The 21,013-nt window shown below is 50.3% G+C and carries 20 protein-coding genes; 7 read left to right on the top strand and 13 right to left on the bottom strand.

What is annotated here, in order from left to right:
* The first annotated feature begins 91 nt into the window (after positions 1–91).
* The 6 genes from BZG77_RS08370 to crp all read left to right on the top strand — a co-directional run bounded on the left by BZG77_RS08370 (position 92) and on the right by crp (position 5,637).
* Positions 92–2,020: an ABC transporter ATP-binding protein gene (locus tag BZG77_RS08370; protein WP_077646909.1), complete on the top strand. Its 1,929-nt coding sequence runs from the start codon at positions 92–94 to the stop codon at positions 2,018–2,020.
* Between the two features lie 8 nt (positions 2,021–2,028).
* On the top strand, positions 2,029–2,508 hold the full coding sequence (locus BZG77_RS08365) for a TIGR02444 family protein (RefSeq protein WP_101494532.1): 480 nt from the start codon (positions 2,029–2,031) through the stop codon (positions 2,506–2,508).
* On the top strand, positions 2,492–3,463 hold the full coding sequence (locus BZG77_RS08360; RefSeq protein ID WP_077646908.1) for a hydrolase: 972 nt from the start codon (positions 2,492–2,494) through the stop codon (positions 3,461–3,463). Before BZG77_RS08365 ends, BZG77_RS08360 begins: the two co-directional genes overlap by 17 nt.
* Before the next feature lie 147 nt (positions 3,464–3,610).
* Complete coding sequence (locus BZG77_RS08355) at positions 3,611–3,829, top strand: YheU family protein (protein WP_077646907.1); 219 nt, start codon at positions 3,611–3,613, stop codon at positions 3,827–3,829.
* Between the two features lie 56 nt (positions 3,830–3,885).
* Complete coding sequence (locus BZG77_RS08350) at positions 3,886–4,755, top strand: phosphoribulokinase (RefSeq protein WP_025744265.1); 870 nt, start codon at positions 3,886–3,888, stop codon at positions 4,753–4,755.
* 249 nt (positions 4,756–5,004) lie between these two features.
* Entirely contained in the window at positions 5,005–5,637 is a 633-nt protein-coding gene (gene crp / locus BZG77_RS08345; RefSeq protein WP_025673251.1) for a cAMP-activated global transcriptional regulator CRP, read from the top strand.
* A gap of 119 nt (positions 5,638–5,756) precedes the next feature.
* Here the strand turns inward: crp and BZG77_RS08340 are convergent, their stop codons facing one another.
* The 9 genes from BZG77_RS08340 to rpe all read right to left on the bottom strand — a co-directional run bounded on the left by BZG77_RS08340 (position 5,757) and on the right by rpe (position 16,399).
* Positions 5,757–6,548 (bottom strand): DUF1338 domain-containing protein, encoded by a 792-nt coding sequence (locus BZG77_RS08340; protein WP_077646906.1) that lies wholly within the window; start codon positions 6,546–6,548, stop codon positions 5,757–5,759.
* A 10-nt stretch (positions 6,549–6,558) separates the two neighbouring features.
* Positions 6,559–8,040, bottom strand: a complete 1,482-nt coding sequence (astD, locus tag BZG77_RS08335) for a succinylglutamate-semialdehyde dehydrogenase (RefSeq protein WP_077646905.1) — start codon at positions 8,038–8,040, stop codon at positions 6,559–6,561.
* Between the two features lies 1 nt (position 8,041).
* The gene (gene astA, locus BZG77_RS08330; RefSeq protein ID WP_077646904.1) at positions 8,042–9,064 is read right to left on the bottom strand and encodes an arginine N-succinyltransferase; all 1,023 of its coding nucleotides are present in this window, start codon (positions 9,062–9,064) and stop codon (positions 8,042–8,044) included.
* Positions 9,065–9,093: 29 nt separating this feature from the next.
* Positions 9,094–10,311: an aspartate aminotransferase family protein gene (locus BZG77_RS08325; RefSeq protein ID WP_077646903.1), complete on the bottom strand. Its 1,218-nt coding sequence runs from the start codon at positions 10,309–10,311 to the stop codon at positions 9,094–9,096.
* 406 nt (positions 10,312–10,717) lie between these two features.
* A complete protein-coding gene (locus tag BZG77_RS08320) occupies positions 10,718–11,296 on the bottom strand; it encodes an anthranilate synthase component II (protein WP_077646902.1) in 579 nt (192 codons plus the stop codon).
* A 96-nt stretch (positions 11,297–11,392) separates the two neighbouring features.
* Complete coding sequence (locus BZG77_RS08315) at positions 11,393–13,738, bottom strand: ExeM/NucH family extracellular endonuclease (RefSeq protein WP_077646901.1); 2,346 nt, start codon at positions 13,736–13,738, stop codon at positions 11,393–11,395.
* Positions 13,739–13,960: 222 nt separating this feature from the next.
* Entirely contained in the window at positions 13,961–14,974 is a 1,014-nt protein-coding gene (trpS, locus tag BZG77_RS08310; RefSeq protein ID WP_198532404.1) for a tryptophan--tRNA ligase, read from the bottom strand.
* Between the two features lie 60 nt (positions 14,975–15,034).
* Complete coding sequence (locus tag BZG77_RS08305) at positions 15,035–15,715, bottom strand: phosphoglycolate phosphatase (protein WP_025744260.1); 681 nt, start codon at positions 15,713–15,715, stop codon at positions 15,035–15,037.
* A 9-nt stretch (positions 15,716–15,724) separates the two neighbouring features.
* Positions 15,725–16,399, bottom strand: a complete 675-nt coding sequence (rpe, locus tag BZG77_RS08300; RefSeq protein WP_077646899.1) for a ribulose-phosphate 3-epimerase — start codon at positions 16,397–16,399, stop codon at positions 15,725–15,727.
* Between the two features lie 150 nt (positions 16,400–16,549).
* On the opposite strand from rpe, the gene BZG77_RS08295 reads away from it, so the two are divergent.
* Positions 16,550–16,738: a DUF2970 domain-containing protein gene (locus tag BZG77_RS08295; protein ID WP_037367268.1), complete on the top strand. Its 189-nt coding sequence runs from the start codon at positions 16,550–16,552 to the stop codon at positions 16,736–16,738.
* Between the two features lie 20 nt (positions 16,739–16,758).
* Here the strand turns inward: BZG77_RS08295 and BZG77_RS08290 are convergent, their stop codons facing one another.
* From BZG77_RS08290 to aroK, 4 genes are all read right to left on the bottom strand, one after another.
* A complete protein-coding gene (locus BZG77_RS08290) occupies positions 16,759–17,589 on the bottom strand; it encodes a Dam family site-specific DNA-(adenine-N6)-methyltransferase (protein WP_077461556.1) in 831 nt (276 codons plus the stop codon).
* A gap of 72 nt (positions 17,590–17,661) precedes the next feature.
* Entirely contained in the window at positions 17,662–19,257 is a 1,596-nt protein-coding gene (locus tag BZG77_RS08285) for an AAA family ATPase (protein WP_077646898.1), read from the bottom strand.
* A gap of 11 nt (positions 19,258–19,268) precedes the next feature.
* Positions 19,269–20,348: a 3-dehydroquinate synthase gene (aroB, locus tag BZG77_RS08280; protein ID WP_077646897.1), complete on the bottom strand. Its 1,080-nt coding sequence runs from the start codon at positions 20,346–20,348 to the stop codon at positions 19,269–19,271.
* Between the two features lie 19 nt (positions 20,349–20,367).
* Entirely contained in the window at positions 20,368–20,886 is a 519-nt protein-coding gene (gene aroK, locus BZG77_RS08275; RefSeq protein ID WP_025739049.1) for a shikimate kinase AroK, read from the bottom strand.
* Between the last annotated feature and the right edge of the window lie 127 nt (positions 20,887–21,013).

Raw genomic sequence — 21,013 nt, 5'->3', positions numbered from 1 at the left:
GCGCCACCGGTGGAATTTGGCAATCTCCGCATCAAGCTGGTATAACGACCGCGCAACGTGCATCCATCAACCCAAGACAGACTGAGTAATCATGATTCGCTTCTCCGACATTCAATTGCTTCGTGGTGGTAAGCCCCTGCTTGACCACACCTCTGCCATCATCGCACCCGGCGACAAAGTCGGCTTGGTGGGTAAAAATGGCTGTGGCAAGTCCAGCCTGTTTGCCTTGCTACGCCACCAACTTTCGCTTGATGCAGGGCACTATGATTACCCCAGTCAATGGCAAGTGGCTTGGGTGGCACAAGAAACCCCCGCATTGGATAAAAGTGCGCTAGAATATGTGATTGATGGCGATACCGAATATCGTGAGCTGCAAGACGCGCTGCGTAACGCCGAAGCCAACGATGATGGCAATGCAGTGGCGTTGTTACACGATAAGCTCGATGCGATTGGCGGCTATACCATAGAGGCGCGCGCCGCAAGCTTGCTGGATGGATTGGGATTCAGTCAGACGCAAATCCATTGGTCATTAACGCAGTTCTCTGGGGGCTGGCGCATGCGACTTAACTTGGCACAAGCTTTGTTATGTCGCTCAGATTTACTGCTACTCGACGAGCCCACCAACCACCTCGATTTAGACGCAGTGATGTGGCTAGAAAAATGGTTGCAGCAGTACCCGGGAACCTTGGTCTTGATCTCACACGACCGTGATTTTCTTGATCCTGTGGTCAATCGTATCATTCATATTGAGCACGCCAAGCTGAATGAATACACCGGTAACTACTCGGATTTTGAAGGCATGCGCGCGCAAAAGTTAGCACAACAGCAAGCGCAATATGAGAAACAACAAAAGCAAGTTGCTCACATGCAATCTTACATTGACCGTTTCCGATACAAAGCCAGCAAAGCCCGCCAAGCGCAAAGTCGGATAAAAGCGCTGGAACGCATGGAAAAGGTGCTACCGGCTCAATACGATAACCCGTTTAGCTTTACCTTTTTACCCCCTGATGCATTGCCCACTCCTATTCTTATGATGGATAAGGTGGCCGCTGGCTATAACAAAACGCCAATTATCGAGAACATTCGCCTTAACTTAGTGCCTGGGGCACGCATTGGCCTGTTAGGGCGTAACGGCGCAGGCAAATCAACGCTGATCAAGTTATTGTCGGGCGATTTGCCGGCGATGGCTGGCGAGCTAAGCTACTCTCAAGGGGTGAAAATAGGTTATTTTGCCCAGCATCAACTCGATACCTTACGCATCGATGAAACGCCGCTCCAGCATCTAAATCGCTTAGCACCGACCACTGCCGAGCAAACCCTGCGTGATTTCCTCGGACGGTTTGGCTTTCAAGGTGACAAAGCGTTGGAAAACATTGGCCCTTTCTCTGGCGGCGAAAAAGCACGTTTAGTCCTTGCATTGTTAGTTTGGCAAAAACCGAACTTGTTATTGTTAGATGAACCGACTAACCATTTGGATCTCGACATGCGCCAAGCGTTAACGCTCGCATTGCAATCCTATGAGGGCGCGATGGTGATCGTCAGCCACGATCGCTTTTTATTGCGTGCGACAGCCGATGACTTGTATTTGGTGGACAATGGCGCAGTGCTGCCCTTTGATGGCGACTTAGACGACTATCACCGCTGGCTGACCGAACAACAACGCGCTGATCGTGCGGAAAACAAAAAGCAAGCCGCAGACGAAAAACTTGCCCCACAGCAAACGCAGTTAGATCGAAAAGTACAAAAGCGTCGTGAAGCCGAATGCCGAAAACAAACGGCGCCACTACGAAAAAAAATTGACCGTTTAGACACAAAGATCGAACAACTTTCTGCCATTATCGCAGAAGCAGAAAACCAATTAGCGGATCCCGCTATTTACCAGAGTGACAACAAAGCCCGTTTAACGGAGCAATTGCAACGCCAAGCCGATGCAAAGTCGACGCTCGAAGAGGTGGAACAAGAATGGATGGAGCAACAAGAAGCGCTAGAAGCCCTGGAGGCGACATTCAACCAACACTAACGCCTGGGATGGCAAACGCCGCCGATCTTTGGCAGTTTTGTTTGCACCACTATGCTAAGCAAGAGGTCAAACAAGCCTGCCTTAAATTACAAGACGAGCACCAAGGCAATGTGAACCTTGCTTTGTTGCTCGCTTGGATTGAAAGCCATGGTTACGGGCTTAGCCCCGAGAGCCTCACCCAGCTTAAGCACGCCTTGAGCCGGTCTGAACATTTGCTGATCGCTTATCGCCATCTAAGACGCGATCTCAAGCCACGCGTGGGCACCGGCCAATATAAAAAAATGCTCAACTTTGAACTCAGTTTAGAAAAGTTCCAGCAACAAGACTTGATTGAAGTGCTTAATCGTCAATCCTGGCTCACACAAGCCGCGTCTCCCTTGGCCTATTATTGCCGCCAGCTATCCCCCTCTGCCCGAAATCTCTATACACCACTACGGGTAGACCGGCCTACAAAAGAGGATGGAGCAGACGATGATGACACCCTTTAATCCCATTCCAACTGCCCGTAATGCGCATCTGCAAACCTTACTGCCACGCCTGCTGCGCCGGCAACCGCTTTTTGCGCCTATTTGGCAAGCGTTTGATCTGCCTGACGGTGACTTTGTCGATCTTGCATGGACGCATCATCCCGAGGTAGGACAGCCTATTATTGTCTTGTTTCATGGCCTGGCAGGAAGCTTTGATAGCCCTTATGCCAATGGATTATTGGCCGCTTTTAAACAGCAAGGCTGGTGCGGTGTGGTGATGCATTTTCGCGGTTGCAGTGGCCGTCTTAATCGCGCGCCGCGGACTTATCATTCCGGCGAAACGGAGGATGCTCGGGCATTTTTGACCTATTTACGCCAGACCTACCCGAACAATGAGATTGCCGCTGTGGGAGTCTCTTTGGGAGGAAACATGTTGGTGCGCTACCTGGCCGACTATCAGCATGATCCGATTGTCAGTTGTGGTTGTGCTATTTCTCCCCCGCTCGATTTAGCGGCGTGCTCGACCCGTATTCAACAAGGGTTTTCCCGTGTTTATCAAGCGTATTTGCTACGGTCGATGCGACAAACCTTATCGGAAAAACTTACCCGACACCAAAAAGTGGGTCGGTGGCATGCTGGGGAGCGGCCAAAGATTAAAACCCTGTTCGAGTTCGATCAAACGGTCACCGCACCGCTGCATGGCTTTGACGATGCTCAACACTACTATCAAAGCTGTAGTGGTTTATCTGTCCTTGACGCTATTACGGTCCCACTTGCGATTATCCATGCGAAAGACGATCCCTTTATGACCGACGCAGTGATCCCAACCTCGCCTCTGCCCGCGAATATTGACTATCAACTGAGCGAACATGGTGGGCATGTTGGTTTTGTTACCGGCAGTTGGCGCCAGCCACAGTTCTGGCTGGAGCAGTCGGTGCCTCACTGGTTAGCCTTACGCCTTTGCTCGTCCCGTTAAAAAGGGACGCCACACAAAGCAAAAAAGACCGACGCACATTGATCTACTGCATTGTGTTAAATGATTGGGTAAAATGCGAGCTGATTCACAATATCAGCACCAAGCACCCTAACGTCTCAGCCATAAATCAACAAAAGGTGATGTAGTATGATGGTTCCTTGGCAATCGGTCCCTGAGGAAACACTGACTCGTTTAATCGAGCACTTTGTGTTACGGGAAGGAACCGATTATGGTGAGCGGGAAGTCAGCTTTGCACAAAAAGTGGCGGATGTTCGCCAACAACTGCAATCCGGCGACGCCGTGATTGTGTATTCTGAGTTGCACGAGACAGTGGATATTCGTCGTAAAGAAGCACTCAGATCTTAGCATCGCTGTACGCAATAAACAGCGATACACATTCAGACTGAATGACAGGGCGCGTCATGTCGGCTAAACATCCAATCATCGCGGTCACCGGCTCTTCAGGAGCAGGGACCACCACCACGTCCGAAGCATTCCGTAAGATGTTCCAGATGATGAACATCAAAGCGGCGTGGCTAGAAGGGGACAGTTTCCATCGCTTTACGCGACCGGAAATGGACGTCGAGATCCGTAAAGCACGTGAGCAAGGACGGCACATTAGTTACTTTGGCCCCACCGCCAATGATTTTCCGCGACTCGAGCAGTTTTTCCGTGAGTACGGTGAACTCGGCACAGGTAAATATCGCCGCTACTTGCATACCTTTGACGAAGCGGTGCCCTACAATCAAATGCCAGGGACCTTCACACCATGGCAGGATTTACCCGACAATACCAACGTACTATTTTACGAAGGCTTGCACGGCGGTGTGGTTGATGGTGAGGTCAATGTCGCCCAACATGTCGACCTATTGATTGGTATGGTCCCGATCGTCAACCTTGAGTGGATTCAGAAGTTTGTCCGCGATACCCGCGATAGGGGCCACTCACGCGAAGCGGTCACCGACTCGATTGTGCGGTCGATGGACGATTATTTGCATTATATTACGCCGCAATTCTCACGCACTCACATTAACTTTCAACGGGTGCCGACGGTCGATACCTCCAACCCACTGAACGCCAAAGGCATTCCTTCGTTGGATGAGAGCTTTGTGGTGATCCGCTTTCGAGGGATGAAAAACGTCGACTTTCCTTATCTGCTGCAAATGATCACGGGGTCTTTTATGTCACGGCATAATACACTCGTCGTGCCAGGCGGTAAGATGGGCTTTGCGATGGAACTTATCATCCGTCCATTGATTCAGCAGTTAATCGAAAAAGGCAAAATTGGCTAGGGCGTAGCGCATCTATCGTGTATTACTTCTCAAGCCGTGATCTTAGCCACGTTTTTGCCAGTTTTTTAGGCGGTTGGCCTAGATCAAAATCAAGAAATTGCTAACAAAAAAAGATACACTCTTGTTAACATACAGCGAGCTTGTAGCCCGCGCCCAGACTTCGTATTCTGTGCATAGATCTGGTGGGTTACCCCTCAGACAAAGATAGGACGTTGTTGCCGGGCAACACATGCAGAGGAAATAAGTTATATGGTTCCAGGAAAACCTCAAACAGACCCTACACTCGAGTGGTTCCTTTCACATTGTCACATCCACAAGTATCCGTCTAAAAGCACGCTGATTCATGCAGGCGAAAAAGCGGAGACCTTGTATTACATCGTGAAAGGGTCTGTCGCCGTTCTAATCAAAGATGAAGAAGGCAAGGAAATGATCCTGTCTTATCTTAACCAAGGTGATTTCATCGGTGAGCTAGGCCTTTTCGAAGATGATCAGGAGCGTACCGCTTGGGTTCGGGCTAAGTCTCCTTGTGAAGTGGCAGAAATCTCATTCAAAAAGTTCCGCCAACTGATCCAGGTTAACCCTGATATATTGATGCGTTTGTCCTCACAAATGGCGCGCCGTTTGCAAGTGACTAGCCAAAAAGTGGGGGATCTTGCCTTCCTGGACGTCACGGGCCGTATTGCGCAAACCTTGTTGAATTTAGCGAAGCAACCCGATGCCATGACGCACCCTGATGGCATGCAAATTAAAATCACGCGTCAGGAAATTGGCCAAATCGTTGGCTGCTCGCGTGAAACCGTGGGCCGTATTCTTAAAATGCTGGAAGAGCAAAACCTTATTTCAGCCCATGGTAAAACCATCGTGGTATACGGTACCCGCTAATCACAGCGCTCTCTGTATTCCAAACCGACGCCCTGGCGTCGGTTTTTCTTTTTAAAACAATAAAAAAGGAAGAGCGAACTCTTCCTTAACCGTTTAGGCCTCGTTAGATCCACTATTTATTAGTGTGTGCTCTCAAAAATTTTATCCGCTGAAGCGGCGACAAACCCCTGATATAATTCGCCATTAGGAAGGACATAGCGCTTAGCAAACTCATAAAAACCACCTGGAATGGTTTGCGTGCCATCAGAGAAAACAACAGGGACACGGTCAGCCATTGTGGAGGATTGCTCCAGATAAACGGATGCGTCCCCTTTTACTTCACCACCCGCTTCGTTAATTGCAAAGCCATTGTCTCGCAGCTTTTGATTAACCGATTGGCAATGATCATGAGCCTTTAACTGATTGACACTCACCGTGAAATGATTCGCGCCATAACCGTGCGCGGCTACCCAGGATGCGTATTCACTCTCCTCAGCAAGCGCTTGATAGGTAGCGCTATCGATGTCCCAAAGCCGCCCCTGATGAAGAAAATCGCTCCCTGTTAGTGACGACGCATCGACTTGTGCCACCAGCTTGTGAACAATGGCTTGCAGCGCAGGCGAGCATTGCTCGACCATCAATTCACTGATAAACACTTTCGGCATCAAAGGATCGGGGTGCTCGAAATGGCAAGCGTTAAGCTTTTTCGCTTCAAAGGTATAGTCCCCTTTTTGCTGATAGCCTAGCGCCAGGAAAGGGCGCGCCAAGACCTCAAGCCCAACCTTGGGCAAACCAAATGTCCGCAAGGCAATATGATCATTGATTAAAGGCTGCCCTTCTTCGAGCAAGGCATGTACCTGATGTGCCGATGGGCAAAGACGGTTAATATAGTCTTGCCATAATTTATCGAATAACGCTTGGCCACTGTCCATGTTGGTCTCCTTAATCTTGTTGAGTCGGAATACCGGGGGCGAACGTCTCAGGCAGTACCACCTGATCCCCTTCCATTGATGCCATGGGATAAGCGCAATAATCGGCGGCATAGTAAGCGCTTGGACGTAAATTACCCGACGCACCTGGCCCGCCAAATGGCGCATCACCGCTTGCCCCTGTCAACTGACGATTACGATTCACAATCCCTGCGCGAATATGATCGAGAAAGTATTGCCATTCGCCCTCGTCTTCACTGATAAGGCCTGCCGACAAACCATAGCGGGTATCATTCGCCTTCGTGATCGCATCAGCCATATCCTGATAGCGCTGCACTTGTAGTAGCGGACCGAAATACTCTTCGTCGGGTAACGCTTGAATGCCACTCACATCTAAAATCCCTGGAGAAATCACCGCATCGTGTAAATGCTCGCACTCTATGACGGGAGTAGCTCCCAGATCGATCAATTTCTGCTGTGTGGCCAAAATCCCCTCGGCGGCAGCCATTGAAATTTGGGCGCCCATGAAAGGCGCGGGATCATCAAACTGGCCGCCCACTCGCACGGTTTTGGTCCATTGTGCTAGGCGAGTCAAGATCTTGTCACCCACTTCTCCCTCAGGCAGCAGTAGGCGGCGTGCACACGTACACCGCTGACCGGCACTGAGGTAGGCCGATTGAATAATGGTGTATACCGTGGCGTCTAAATCACCGAACTGATCACTCACCACCAAGGGGTTATTGCCCCCCATTTCCAGCGCCAGCATTTTATCGGGCTGGCCAGCAAACTGACGATGAAGAATATGCCCCGTATTGGCGCTACCGGTAAACAATAAACCGTCAATACCGCGAGCTTGGGCCAGCGCCTCGCCGGTATTGCGCCCACCTTGTACCAGGCTGATCAGTCCTTGCGGTAATCCCGCTTCGAGCCAATAGCCCAAGGTCTTCTCTGCGACTTTTGGCGTCAGCTCAGAGGGTTTAAATACTACGCTGTTGCCCGCCAATAAAGCTGGAACAATGTGGCCATTAGGTAGATGCCCAGGGAAGTTGTAAGGCCCGAATACCGCCATAACGCCAAGTGGACGATGGCGTAATACCGCTTGGGTGCCATTGACGTCTTTTTCACGTGAGCCTGTTCTTTCGTGGTACGCGCGCAAGGAGATCGCCACTTTGCCTACCATGGCCCCGACTTCGGTTTTGGTTTCCCACAAGGGTTTGCCCGTTTCTTCGGCAATGACCCGAGCCAGTTCATCGGTATTGGCTTTCACTATCTCGGCAAAGCGTTCCACCAGCGCTTGGCGCTCAGAAAAATCGGTATTACGCCAACGCAAAAACGCGTCGCGTGCGGCGCTGACCGCTTGCTCCACTTGCGAACGACTCGCTTCTGCACCTTGCCAAATACATTGACTATCAAAGGGGTTTTGCGAGGTCATGATCTCGCCCTCGCCTTTCACCCACTCGCCATGAATCAAATGGCCTGCTGATTGCTTTGTCATTTTATCCCCCCATGGCAATCAAACGCAGTTGATCGCCGTTTTTTACATTCAATGCATCGGCAACCGCTGGGCTAATCACAACGTGATTGGTTTCGTGATCGATCGCAGCTTTCGCCGCGGTGGCACGGAAGCCAGCAAAATCGGTATTCGATATTAAATAATCCTGCGCGCTACTGTGCTCTCGTACGCGCGCTGAGGCGGTGAAAGAGTGACGTACAGACTCAATATTGGGGCGTAAGCATTCTACCGTTGGGCCCGCATCAAAGATGTCGACATAACCACGGCAAGAAAAGCCCTCTTTTTCCAACAAGCGTAATGCTGGACGGGTATTCGGGTGCACTTGACCGATAACTGCACGAGCTTCCTCACTCAGTAGGCTCACATAAATCGGCAATTTAGGCATTAAGTCGGCAATAAACCCTTTGGCACCAATCCCGGTGAGATAATCCGCCAAGGTAAAGTCAATGTTAAAAAAGTTGTCTTTTAGCCACTGCCAAAACGGCGAGTTGCCCTCGTCATCCGACACACCGCGCATTTCGGCAAACACCACGTCAGCGAAGCGCTCTGGAAATTGCGCCAGCATTAGGAAACGGCATTTAGACAATAACTTACCGTTTAACCCGCCACGAAACTCTGGACGCATAAACAGGGTGCAGATTTCTGTCGCCCCCGTGTAGTTGTTGCCAAAGGTCAACACTTCAACAATGTTGTGCACGTTCAGTTTGCGTGATGAATGAACCACCTTGGTCAGATGGTAACTATAAAACGGGTTATCAAGACCAATGGCGGCTTCGATGCCCGTGGTCCCTGCGATTTCACCGGTTTCTAAATCTTCGGCGACCATCAGATATCCCTCTGGCCCCGGCTCTGTCACCTGTTTGGCAAAACTCTCAAGCGAATTATTAATCCGCCCCTGTAGCAAATCGGCATCGACCGGCAAGGAGGTAAATCCATGCCCGGACGCTTCCGCACACAACATCAGTGCATCAAAATCTGATGCACGGATCGGCCGAATAACTAACATCTCAAATCCCTCCGAGTGAGTCAGGTCGCTTATCCTGCGACGACCTTGGCAATCGCACGTTCTAGGCGTGCCATTCCTTCTTCAATATCCGCTTTGGTAATGACCAGTGAGGGAGTAAAACGCACCACATTAGGCCCGGCAACGAGAACCAATAAGCCTTCTTCGCCTGCCGCAACCAAGATATCGCGTGCTCGGCCTTCCCAGTCTTGGTTCAGTGCCGCACCGAGTAACAAGCCTTTGCCACGCACTTCACTGAAGATGCCATATTTATCATTGATCGCTTCTAACCCGTCACGGAACCATTGCTCACGCTCTATGACACCGGCAAGCACGTCGGGTTTGGTCACTTCATTAACCACCGCTTCTGCCACCGCACAGGCCAGTGGATTACCGCCATAAGTAGAGCCATGAACCCCCGGCTTCATATGCGCAGCCAAGGCGTCGGTCGTTAACATGGCACCAATTGGGATCCCGCCACCCAGTGATTTTGCGGTGGCCAATATATCGGGCTCGACCCCAGACTCTTGATAAGCATAAAAAGTACCGGTGCGCCCGTTCCCTGTTTGTACTTCATCAAACACTAAAAGCGCATTGTGTTTATCACACAGTTCACGCACGGCTTGGAGAAAACCTGGCTCTGGCGGCACAATCCCACCTTCACCTTGTAAAGGCTCCATCATCACCGCGCAGGTTCGGTCCGAAATATGATCGGCCAATGCGGCAATGTCATTGTAAGGAAGGTGTGTGACATCGCCGGGTTTAGGTCCAAAGCCATCGGAATACGCGGGCTGACCACCTACGGTGACAGTAAAGAAGGTGCGACCATGGAAGCCTTTGGTAAAGGCAATGATTTCACTTTTATGCTCACCATGTTCTTCTTTTGCCCAACGACGTGCCAGTTTCAGGGCCGCTTCGTTCGCTTCAGCGCCCGAGTTAGCGTAAAACACGCGGTCGGCAAATGAGAGTTCGGTGAGGCGTTTAGCCAGACGCAACGCGGGCGCATTGGTCATGACATTACTCAAATGCCACAGTTTCTGGGCTTGCTCGGTTAACGCATCAACCATGACCGGATGACAATGGCCTAAACAGCTCACCGCGATACCACCGGCAAAATCGATATACTCTCGGCCTTCTTGGTCCCAAATGCGCGACCCTTTACCGTAATCAGGAATCATCGGCATTGGGTTGTAACATGGCACCATGACTTCATCGAAGAGTTTACGTTCTACTTTGTGCTCCATTGTCATCACTCAATCCTTCTATGTTTTATCTATGAGGCATAGTATTTACATTATTTTAACCGCAGCAATAGCAGATTATGTTTTGTTTTCAGCATGGTAACAAAGCTCATGCAGTTTAAAGAGATAGTTATGCATAAACTGTGAGCAAAGAGAAGATGAAAGTGAGTAAGGCTATGATGCTAAGAAGGCAAGATTAACGGACTAGAGACCGACAGTTGCATAAGGTTGCAGCCGTTGACAAAGTGATTAAAAACAGCGAAATGTAAAATTAGTGATAAAGATCGCTATTTTTTGCAACCATTGCTGAAAAAAAAGACTCAAGAAAGGAAGACATACGGTAAAGGCTGCACGATAGAGGCCGCCACAGATAGAGCGTCAAAAGCCGAACATATTAATCTGCCCGCCCCGCTACCTAAGATTGTTGAAGAAAATTGGCTAACAAGGCATGGCCCTGCTCCGTCAGAATACTTTCCGGATGAAATTGCACTCCTTCAATCGCCAGCTGCCGATGTTTGAGCCCCATTATAATCTCACTGCCATCGTTATCGATAGCGGTCGCTGTGACGGCCAAACAGTGAGGTAGGCTTTGAGGTTCAACTAATAAAGAATGATAACGCGTGACAGTGACAGGGCTAGGCAGGCCAGCGAAGACCCCTTCTCCTTGGTGGGTAACTTGGGACGTTTTGCCATGCATTACCGTACGAGCTCTCACGACGTTCGCGCCAAATACTTGTGCCAGCGCCTGATAGCCAAGACAGACCCCTAAAATTGGAATTTTCCCAGCAAAGTGTGCAATCACCGCTAAGGAAATCCCCGCTTCATCCGGGGTACAAGGGCCAGGAGAGATCACGATGTGCGAGGGAGCCATCACCTCAATATCCGCCACACTAATGGCGTCATTTCGCGCAACATGGACCGATGCGCCCAGCTCACAAAAGTACTGATAAAGGTTATAGGTAAAGGAATCGTAATTATCGATGATAAGAAGCACTGTGCTACGCCATGCGATGGAAAACCGGCATGATGCTACCACAGTGCTGAATAGGCGTCATCCAGGTGCGAGCAACCTTCGCTGCCCGCCACAAGATTACGGCTGGGTGAGCTGACAGCGAAATCCGGTGTATTTGACCGTCATCGCGCTATCTGCAGGTGCACGGCCGCAGTAAACAGGGATCAGCCCTAGCGCTTTCACGGATACCCTTATCGAGTCATCCGGCTGCAGCGCCAAGGATTGAACTAAAGGGCTAGCCTGCTCAAAGGTGCGCGTCGCGCGCCATTTCATCCACGCATGATCCGGACTTTTTTGTCCATTAAGTAAGGGGATAATAGGCAAGAAACTGCGATTATTGATCGTCACCGAGACGGGGACCACGGGTTCAGGATAATCGAGTGAGATCAGCACCGGATCGTGATCGGATGACGAGAATGGATTACTCGATTTCACCAATTCTCCGCTATATTGTCGGCTGTACTCAAACAGGGTGCTCTCTACCGAGTTAATATGCCACTCTTCCACCCCAACCACTTTGCTCGCCAAACTGGCGTTGGCGAGTGCATGATCTAACGCGCCCAGTTCCCCAGAAAATGAGTAAGAGTAGGCTTTATCCCCTAACCACTGCGTTGCGAGATTGATATAACCAAGACCTTGCTCAACGACGCTTGGCGTTAGGTGCATAGGCACACCACGAATTTCAGTGCCCGCCGCGGTGATAATATCGCGCTGGCCCTCAGTACGCTGATAATCTGTTAGCACCCGCACCGGATCTTCTTGCGCGTAAGCATTGAGATCCCCCAAAATTAATACGTCACCGTCGATCGCTTTGAGATGGTCACGTAATGCAACTGCGGCAGATACGCGAAACGCATTGCAGTGTCCCTGCATATCCGCGGTATCAGTATCAAACTCACCCGCAATCCAGTCTTCATAGCAGCCTGAGCCTTTCGATTTAAAGTGGTTCACCACCACACTGAGCGGCTGGTCGTTAACCATAAAGCGTTGAATTAGGCTATCACGCTGATATTTATTTAGTGTTTTCGTATCTCCGTCTGGGCTTTCGCCGCTGATATGCTGCTCTGGCATGGGAACCGCTTGCGCCTCACCTGCGAGATTGACCTTCGCGGGGCGATAAATCATGCCCACCATAATCGCATCTGAGCCAAAATAGGCGCCCTGATTTTTCTCTTGGTCACTGGGTTCGACAAATTGGTAATGATCACGCGAGTCAGCAAATTGCGCATTTAAATGGGTCACCAGATCAGCAATGGCACTGCCAGCCTCAAAGCCATTATTCTCAATCTCCATCAAACCGACAATGTCAGCGTCCATCGCGGTGAGTGCATTGACAATTTTAGTGCGTTGCAACCCAAACTCAGCCGCGGTTTTCGCCCCACGGTTACAGCCACGATTCGCATCGGCATCGGCACGATCATCACAGGTCACGTTGAGTGGGCCACCGACCGCGCTGGCGCTGGTGAAATAGTTAAGTACGTTAAAACTCGCCACCTTAATGTCCGCGCCAGGCACGTTATTCGGTGCCGGTTGACGATCATTCTGGTGCACAATATCACCGGCAGAGATGGTGTTTGTTGCAACAAGTCGGTATTGGTCGTAGCTATAACCCATAACACCGCTCAAACGCTCGACCCGATCGCCAATCCGCAAATAGCCTTGCTCAGCATCGAGGCCAGGGAAGTACGGAATCTCGCCATCTTTCGCTTTCTGGTCGGTTTCAATATAAAGCTGGTTTTGGGCATTTTTCTCTGCCAACGCCTCAACGCCTGGTGTTAATGCTGGATACAATTGTGTCGGTTTATACAAAGGAGCCTGATGCGATAACACCATGTTGTTACGGAAGGCGTCGTAGTCAAAGCCAAAGTTACGCGTGATCACCAGATCGCTATCCGCGTCCATGGTGACGTACATCCCTTCGTAGCGCTCAAGTGCCTCGTGCAAAGTCTCATCGGGTTGAACACGGAGTGCCGTCGGTGCAATCTTCCTCTGAGGTGTCCCCTTAGCCACTTGTTCATCGGTAACACTCAGCTGGGTATGGCCGTAATGCTCGTTGATGTAACCACTGGCACATAAGGTGTCACCGGGCTGCAAGTTGAGGTCATCAGCGCCTCGCAAGTAAACAAATAAGCCATCGGAAGTGGCACTATTACCATCGCCTTGCGGATCTTGTATCCAGACTCCTTTAAACAAGCCTTGGGTAACGGCAGTGACGACGCCTTGTACCGCATAAGTTTTGTCTGAGCGGTACTGCCCGTCTGGAAGCAATGGGCTACGCGCGCCGTCACCTTGAATCACGTAGATGGGGGTTGGGGCTGTCACACCACATTGATAAGTTTCAGTCGGTGGGGCTTTTGCCGCCGCGGGCAGTGCAACGCCGGCCAGCACCAAAGCAAGGGGCGACCACATCAATGGCTTTTTCATACCTGTTCCTTCACGTAAATTGAGTGTTTACTCGAAAATTGGGGACATTATTCATGATAGATACAGAATATGACGTGATATGAATCGCATCAGAAACAGTTACTATTGACAGACTTATAAGAAGTGAGAGTTGGGTTCCGGTGTGTTCAAAAAAGCAGCGAAGCTGGCCCGCTGCTTACTTATTTTGTGATTATACCAGGTTTGTACTATTACAAACTCGCGCTACACACGTGGCACAAAACCAACCGCATCATAGACTTTGCGTAAGGTGTCTTGTGCCCGTGCAGAGGCATGCGCCGCCCCTTTTTGCATCACACTATCGAGCATTGCGCGATCAGCTCGAAACGCATGATAGCGCGCTTGCAACGGCTCTAGCATCGCGACGACGGCGTCTGCCGTGTCTTTTTTCAGGTGGCCATACATCTTGCCTTCATAGGCTTTTTCTAGCGTATCAATTGGCTCACCCGTCGCCCCAGACAATAACCCAAGCAAGTTGGAAACACCCGGTTTTTGTGCACTATCAAAACGGACACGCGGCGGCTCTTCTGAGTCCGTGACCGCACGTTTGATTTTTTTCGCAATCACTTTTGGATCTTCGAGCAGCCCGATCACATTGTTACGGTTATCATCGGATTTCGACATTTTTTTGGTCGGATCTTGCAAGCTCATGACCCGCGCATTGACATCAGGCGTGTAAGGCTCAGGCAGAGCAAACACATCGCCATAGCGATTATTAAAACGGGTCGCCACGTCACGCGCCAGTTCAAGGTGCTGCTTTTGATCGTTACCCACCGGCACTTGGTTGGTTTGATACAAAAGAATGTCTGCCGCCATCAATACCGGATAACTAAACAATCCCGCGTTAATGTTCTCTGCATGGCGCTGCGACTTATCTTTAAACTGGGTCATCCGATTCAACTCACCCATTTGGGTGTAGCAGTTTAATACCCAGCTGAGTTGAGCATGCTCAGGCACGTGGGACTGGACAAACAAGTTGCTTTTTTCTGGACTGACTCCCACCGCGAGACACAGCGCCAGCGCATCTAAAGTCGCTTCGCGCAGGGCATCCGCCTCTTGGTGAACCGTAATGGCATGCAAATCCACCACACAGTACTGACAATCATAATCATCTTGCATCTGTTCCCACTGACGCAACGCGCCCAGATAATTACCAATACTCAGCTCGCCTGAGGGCTGCACACCACTCAATACAATGGGTTTCGAAGATTGACTCATGATGATTCGGTTCCTTTACATGTTGCCCGTGTGGGCGGTCTTATTTGCTGGTTGAAAGCGTTACGCGGAGTAATTAGCCACCACTGCCTCTAGTTGGCTAAAATGGTCCAGCACATAGCTGGGTTGGCTGTCACTGATTGGCTCACCGTAGTTGTAGCCATAAGTGAGGCCGACGGAGGCCATTCCCGCATTGTGTGCTGCTAAGATATCATTTTTTGAGTCACCGACCATCAACATCTGGGCATTGGTTAACCCATGCTTATCGCGCAACAGGTGCAAGCCTTCTGGGTCAGGTTTGCTGGTTGACAGACTATCACCACCAATCACATCACTGAACAAGGGCGCTAAACCTAAATCCTCTAAAATAGCGGGCACGAAAGCGATCGGTTTATTCGTGACGACGCCCAGCTGATATCCCTGCTGGTGCAATGCGGTTAGGGTCTCTTTCACGCCAGGGTACAGCACGGTTTTTTCGTGACCATTGTGCTCATAATGGTAATTAAAACGCGTGCGTGCAGTTGCGACCAGCTCAGGGTCAAGCGCTGGATCATGATCATGCGCACGGGACAATGCGCGACGAATCATAATATCCGCACCATTCCCTATCCAACCGGTCACCTCGGCTACACTCACTGTTGGCCGGTCCAAATCCGCCAGCATCATCTGCAGCGCTTGGGTCAAATCGGGCACGCTATCAACTAAGGTGCCATCTAAATCAAATGCAATATAACGCAGGCTCATACGACTTCATTACCTTTCTACTTTTGCCAGTTCGGCACGCATTTCTTCAATTGCGGCTTTATAATCCGGTTGACCAAAAATGGCCGACCCTGCGACAAACATATCCGCGCCCGCTTGGGCAACGTCTGCAATGTTATTGGCCTTTACACCGCCGTCAATTTCCAGACGAATATATCGCCCGCTGGCATCAATACGCTGACGGACCTCACGCAGTTTATCTAAGGTGGTGGGAATAAAAGACTGGCCGCCAAAACCAGGATTGACCGACATCAGCAGGATTATATCGAGCTTATCCATCACATAATCTAAGTGGTGGAGCGGCGTTGCCGGGTTAAAGACCAAACCCGCTTGCATGCCGTGCTCTTTGATCAACTGCAACGTGCGGTCAATATGCTCACTGGCTTCAGCATGAAACGTCACCATGTTCGCGCCCGCTTTAGCAAAATCAGGAATAATGCGGTCGACCGGCTTAACCATCAAGTGAACATCAATCGGTGCGGTGATCCCATAGTCACGTAAAGCCTGACAAACCGGGGCACCAAATGTCAGGTTCGGAACGTAATGGTTATCCATCACATCAAAGTGAATCACATCTGCACCCGCCGCCAATACGTTTTCAACTTCTTCGCCCAATCGGGCAAAGTCTGCAGATAAAATCGATGGCGCAATCAAAAAATCCTTCATAGTGCGGTCGCCTCAATTGCCAAAAAGTCGCCGTAATTCTACCCGATATCGGCCATGAAGTCTTACCTTAACCATGCTTAATCTTAGCGAACACTGGCAAGTGCCAGAGAATTAACTAGAGTAAAAACAGAGGCTGAAAATGGAGGCAGGATGGGCGAAAAACCTAGACTGAAACAGGTAGTAACAAGTGTCATCGCTGCTTTGTTTGGGGTGCAATCACAACGCAATCGCGAGCGAGATTTCGGCTATGATTCACCGGCAATTTATATCATTACCGGCGTTATCATGATCGGACTCGTCATTGGCGCGCTGCTGGTGATCGTGAGCTGGTTGACGTGAGCGCTTTGAGGCAACAGCGCTTAAGGCGTGGATGGCTGAGGGGAAAAAAGTGCCAATAGCTCATCCACCTTATTACGACCATTGCCATTACGGCTGATGGTACGCTTAACTTTCACCACATTAAAACTCGCACCACGATATAAACGGCGTGTATAGGGCGTATCGTGATTGGAGATTAATACCGGCACCCCTTGGGCCAACGACGCTTGCTCAGCATGCTCAGCCAGCAAGGCTTGATCATCCAGCGTAAAACCATTGGTGGCGTAGGTGGTAAAATTCGCCGTAGCAGTTAAAGGCGCGTAAGGAGGGTCGCAATAAATCACTGTCCCTTTCGTCGCCCGAGCAAAACTCTCCCCATACCCTTCACATACAAATTCCGCACGCTGGGCCTTTTCTGCAAAGATCGCGAGCTCTTTTTCCGGAAAATATGGCTTTTTGTACGACCCAAATGGGACATTGAAACCGCCTTTTTTATTGTACCGACACAAGCCATTAAAGCCGTGACGATTCATATACAAAAAGTACAGCGAACGTAAATAAGGGTCTGTGGTAAGGTTAAACTCCCGGCGGACATCTAGATAGCGCTCTTTTTGGTTGTACTCTTGGCAAAAGAAGACGCGCGCATCCGCCACAAAACGCAACGGCGTTTGCTTAATAATATTGTATAGATTGATAAGATCTGGGTTGATGTCAGCCAGAATGTAATGTTCGTAATCGGTGTTTAGAAATACCGATCCAGCACCGACGAAGGGCTCGATAAGCGTGTTCCCTTCGGGAAGATGACGACGAATGTCATCGACTAGCGAGTATTTACCACCAGCCCACTTTAGAAACGCGCGATGCTTTCTCATTGCCCCTGATCTATCTCTGCGGTGTGAAAAGGGGCGGATTGTACCCTATTTTGGCTCATCAATCAGCGGATTTTACTGCCCATTTGCGCGGTTGATTTCACGGTGAACCTGACTAAAAGACTTCACAAACGGCTGCAGCGCCCGTAGATTATCCGCCAATGTCAGTTCCGCACGACGCGCATCCGTGACGCTGGCATAATCACCCAGTAACACCATGTACCAGTCAGCATTGTTGCGTTGGGTTTGATACACCTGAACCCGATCACTCAGTTGGTAGTTAGCGATAAAGTCTGTCGCATCTTGACGCGAACGCAACGCTGCGAGCTGCAGGGCATAACGTTGGGCAGGAACATCAAGCAAAGCTTGCGCGTCAAAAGATAAGCGATCATCACTGGCCGCGTCCGCTGTCGACGCTGTCTCTGTAGATGCTGCCTCTGTAGACGACGAGGCGGCGGTATTTTGCGATTGCGCCACATCTGAGGGCTTATCCGGTGTCGCGGGCGCAGGAATCGCTTGGTTAATCTCGCTAGCAAGTGCTTCCTCAACCGCCTGGGTGCCATCGCCACCGGCATCTTGTTCGTTAATAATGGCGTCGACAACATCATCAGGTAAAACCACTCTCTGGCCCGCATCATTGCGACCGACGGTTAACCCCTCACCGTTGACTTCCTGCGGTAAATTCGCCTGATCATCGGTCACCGCTGCGTTCGATCCCGCTACGGTGTCGGTTTGATCCACTGCCGAGTTGCTATCTTGGCCCGTCACTTGCCCATCAAGGGTTTGTGGGTCAGTGGTCGCTTGCTGCTCGTTGAGCAAATCATCCAAATTTTTTAACCCGTCAGGGAGCATTGTCTCAGCCGACGAGGCGTCATCTTGACTCGGAAAAGCCCACCAGATCGCACCGGCACCTACAATCATCAGCACCACGGCCAACAGCAGCATTAAAAAGGGTTTATTATTTTTCGCGGGCTTTTTATTGTCTTTACTCACAGCGCCTATCTCCTGATTGTCCTTTCCCATGATGGTGCCGGGGTAAACGGTTTGATTAGCAAGCTTAGCTAACCACTGTTTTTTACCCGCTGCATCAATACGTTGCGTGACGGCTAACACATCGATGAACATCTCTTCTTCACCGTCATTAAGCGGCGAAATCTCGAGCTCCAGCGGCTTTTGGTCGTGCCCGTAAGACACCTGACGTAGCCACTTGTTCAACTTTCCTGGCAAGGCAAAGAGTACAACATTAATCCGCCAGTGTGCTTGATGCTGTGCATATTGCACCAACGCCCATAGCTCAGACAGTAATCCAGGAGTCAGCCGATGCGCATCATCAATCACAATGAGTGCATCACACCCAGCCCCGTCAAGCATCATCGTCAAGCTATCTAACAGCGGATCCGCTTGATTAAAAACACCGTCTTTGACAATTTGTCGCAGCAAGATAGCGCGACGTTGGTCATCGCTTTGTGCCGTATGGCACGCGAGTAAGGCATGAACATGGGCATCCGCCCACTGCTCCATGTAGCGCTCACTTAACCAGGTTTTACCCGCCCCATCAGGCCCGGTGACTTGGATCAGATTCGCGCTAAATCGAGTGATAAATTGCAGTCGAGAAAGGAGCTGGGTTTGGCTTTCCAGATCCAGAGCTAGCGTATCAAACGTGTCTGTCATGCATTCAATGGTTAACCGGCATCAATCACATCAGCGATTAGCTGGTGTGGAACATCTGCAACCACTTGAGCCTGGCCTATCGCCGTTGGTAAAACCAGACGCAACTGTCCTGAAAGCACTTTTTTATCACGCATCATGTGCTTAATAAAAGCATCGTAGTCCATTTCACGGGGAGCCTGCACGGGAAGATGTGCACTTTGTAACAGGACCGTGATGCGAGTAACCGTTTTTTCATCAATCAAGCCATGCTGGCACGCCGTTTTTGCCGCCAACACGGTTCCAGCCGAGACCGCTTCACCATGAAGCCAATTGCCATAGCCCATTTCGGCTTCAATCGCATGACCAAACGTGTGCCCCAAATTCAACAGCGCGCGTACGCCTGTTTCGGTTTCATCTTCGGCCACCACATCGGCTTTGATTTGACAACAACGCCTTATCGCGTAAATCAATGCATCAGGAGAGAGCGCGGTCAGCGCCACCATTTCACTGTCAAGCCAATCAAAGAAAGGGGCATCGGCAATCACACCATACTTGATCACTTCGGCCATCCCCGCAGCAAACTCACGACCGGGCAAGGTGCTTAGCACCTGCGTATCAATCACCACCGCTTTGGGTTGATAAAATGCGCCAATCATGTTTTTGCCAAGAGGATGATTAATTGCTGTTTTCCCACCGACGGACGAATCGACTTGCGACAGTAATGTCGTGGGAACTTGAATAAAATCAACGCCGCGCTGGTAACAAGCACTGGCAAATCCAACAATATCGCCAATCACGCCGCCCCCGAGGGCGACGAGCACGACATCACGGTTATAATTATTTTCTAAAAGAAAGGTGTTGATGGTGTTAAACGTTTCGAGCGATTTATACGCTTCACCATCAGGCAAGCTAAGGCAGGCTACATCAGTTGCGCCTGCCCGCTGAAGGGTTGAGACCAGAGTGGCGCCATAAAGCGGCATCACTGTCTCATTGCTAATGACAGCAACCCGACGGGAATGGACGCCCTCAAACAGGCTCGCATCGGCTAAAAGCCCTTCACCAATCGAGATAGGGTAGCTACGTGCCCCTAAGTTAACGTCTATCCGTTCCATGGTCGGGTCCTGTGGTCGGTTATTGCTGCTCTAAGAGCGCCATGATTTGATTTGCCACCACTTTAGCGCTTTGATCATCAGTTCGTACAACGTAATCCGCAATTTCTTGATACAAAGGATTACGCTCTTCTGCCAATGACTCCAGCACTTCACGTGGTTGGTCAGTTTGCAACAATGGTCGTTTCTTATCGCGTTGGGTACGTGCGAGCTGCTTTTCGATGGTGGTTTCCAAATACACCACCACCCCACGAGCAGAGAGGCGATTACGGCTTTCTTTGCTCATAATCGAGCCACCGCCAGTCGCGAGAACGATACCTTGCTCTTCAGTGAGGTCGTTTATCACGTTTTCTTCGCGTTTACGGAAACCTTCTTCACCCTCAACGTCAAAGACCCATGCAATGTCTGCTCCAGTACGATCTTCAATCACTGAATCAGAATCATAGAATTCCATGTGAAGTTGCTGAGCGAGATGACGACCAATTGTGCTTTTACCAGCCCCCATAGGGCCTACCAAAAAGATGTTTCGTTTTTCAGCCATTTTAAGCAATTTTACGCGCGGTTAAATAAGACAACACCGCCCGCAGGCTTAATGTAAAAAGCCCGAGGCGCCAATTCCTCACAGATATTTCGTGATCAGATTAAAAATTATCTCAGGACAGTGACCC

The sequence above is a fragment of the Salinivibrio sp. IB643 genome, assembly GCF_001996105.1.
GTDB classification, from domain to species: Bacteria; Pseudomonadota; Gammaproteobacteria; order Enterobacterales; family Vibrionaceae; genus Salinivibrio; species Salinivibrio costicola.
Note: the sequence above shows the minus strand (reverse complement) of the source record. Positions and strands in the feature narration are given on the sequence as shown.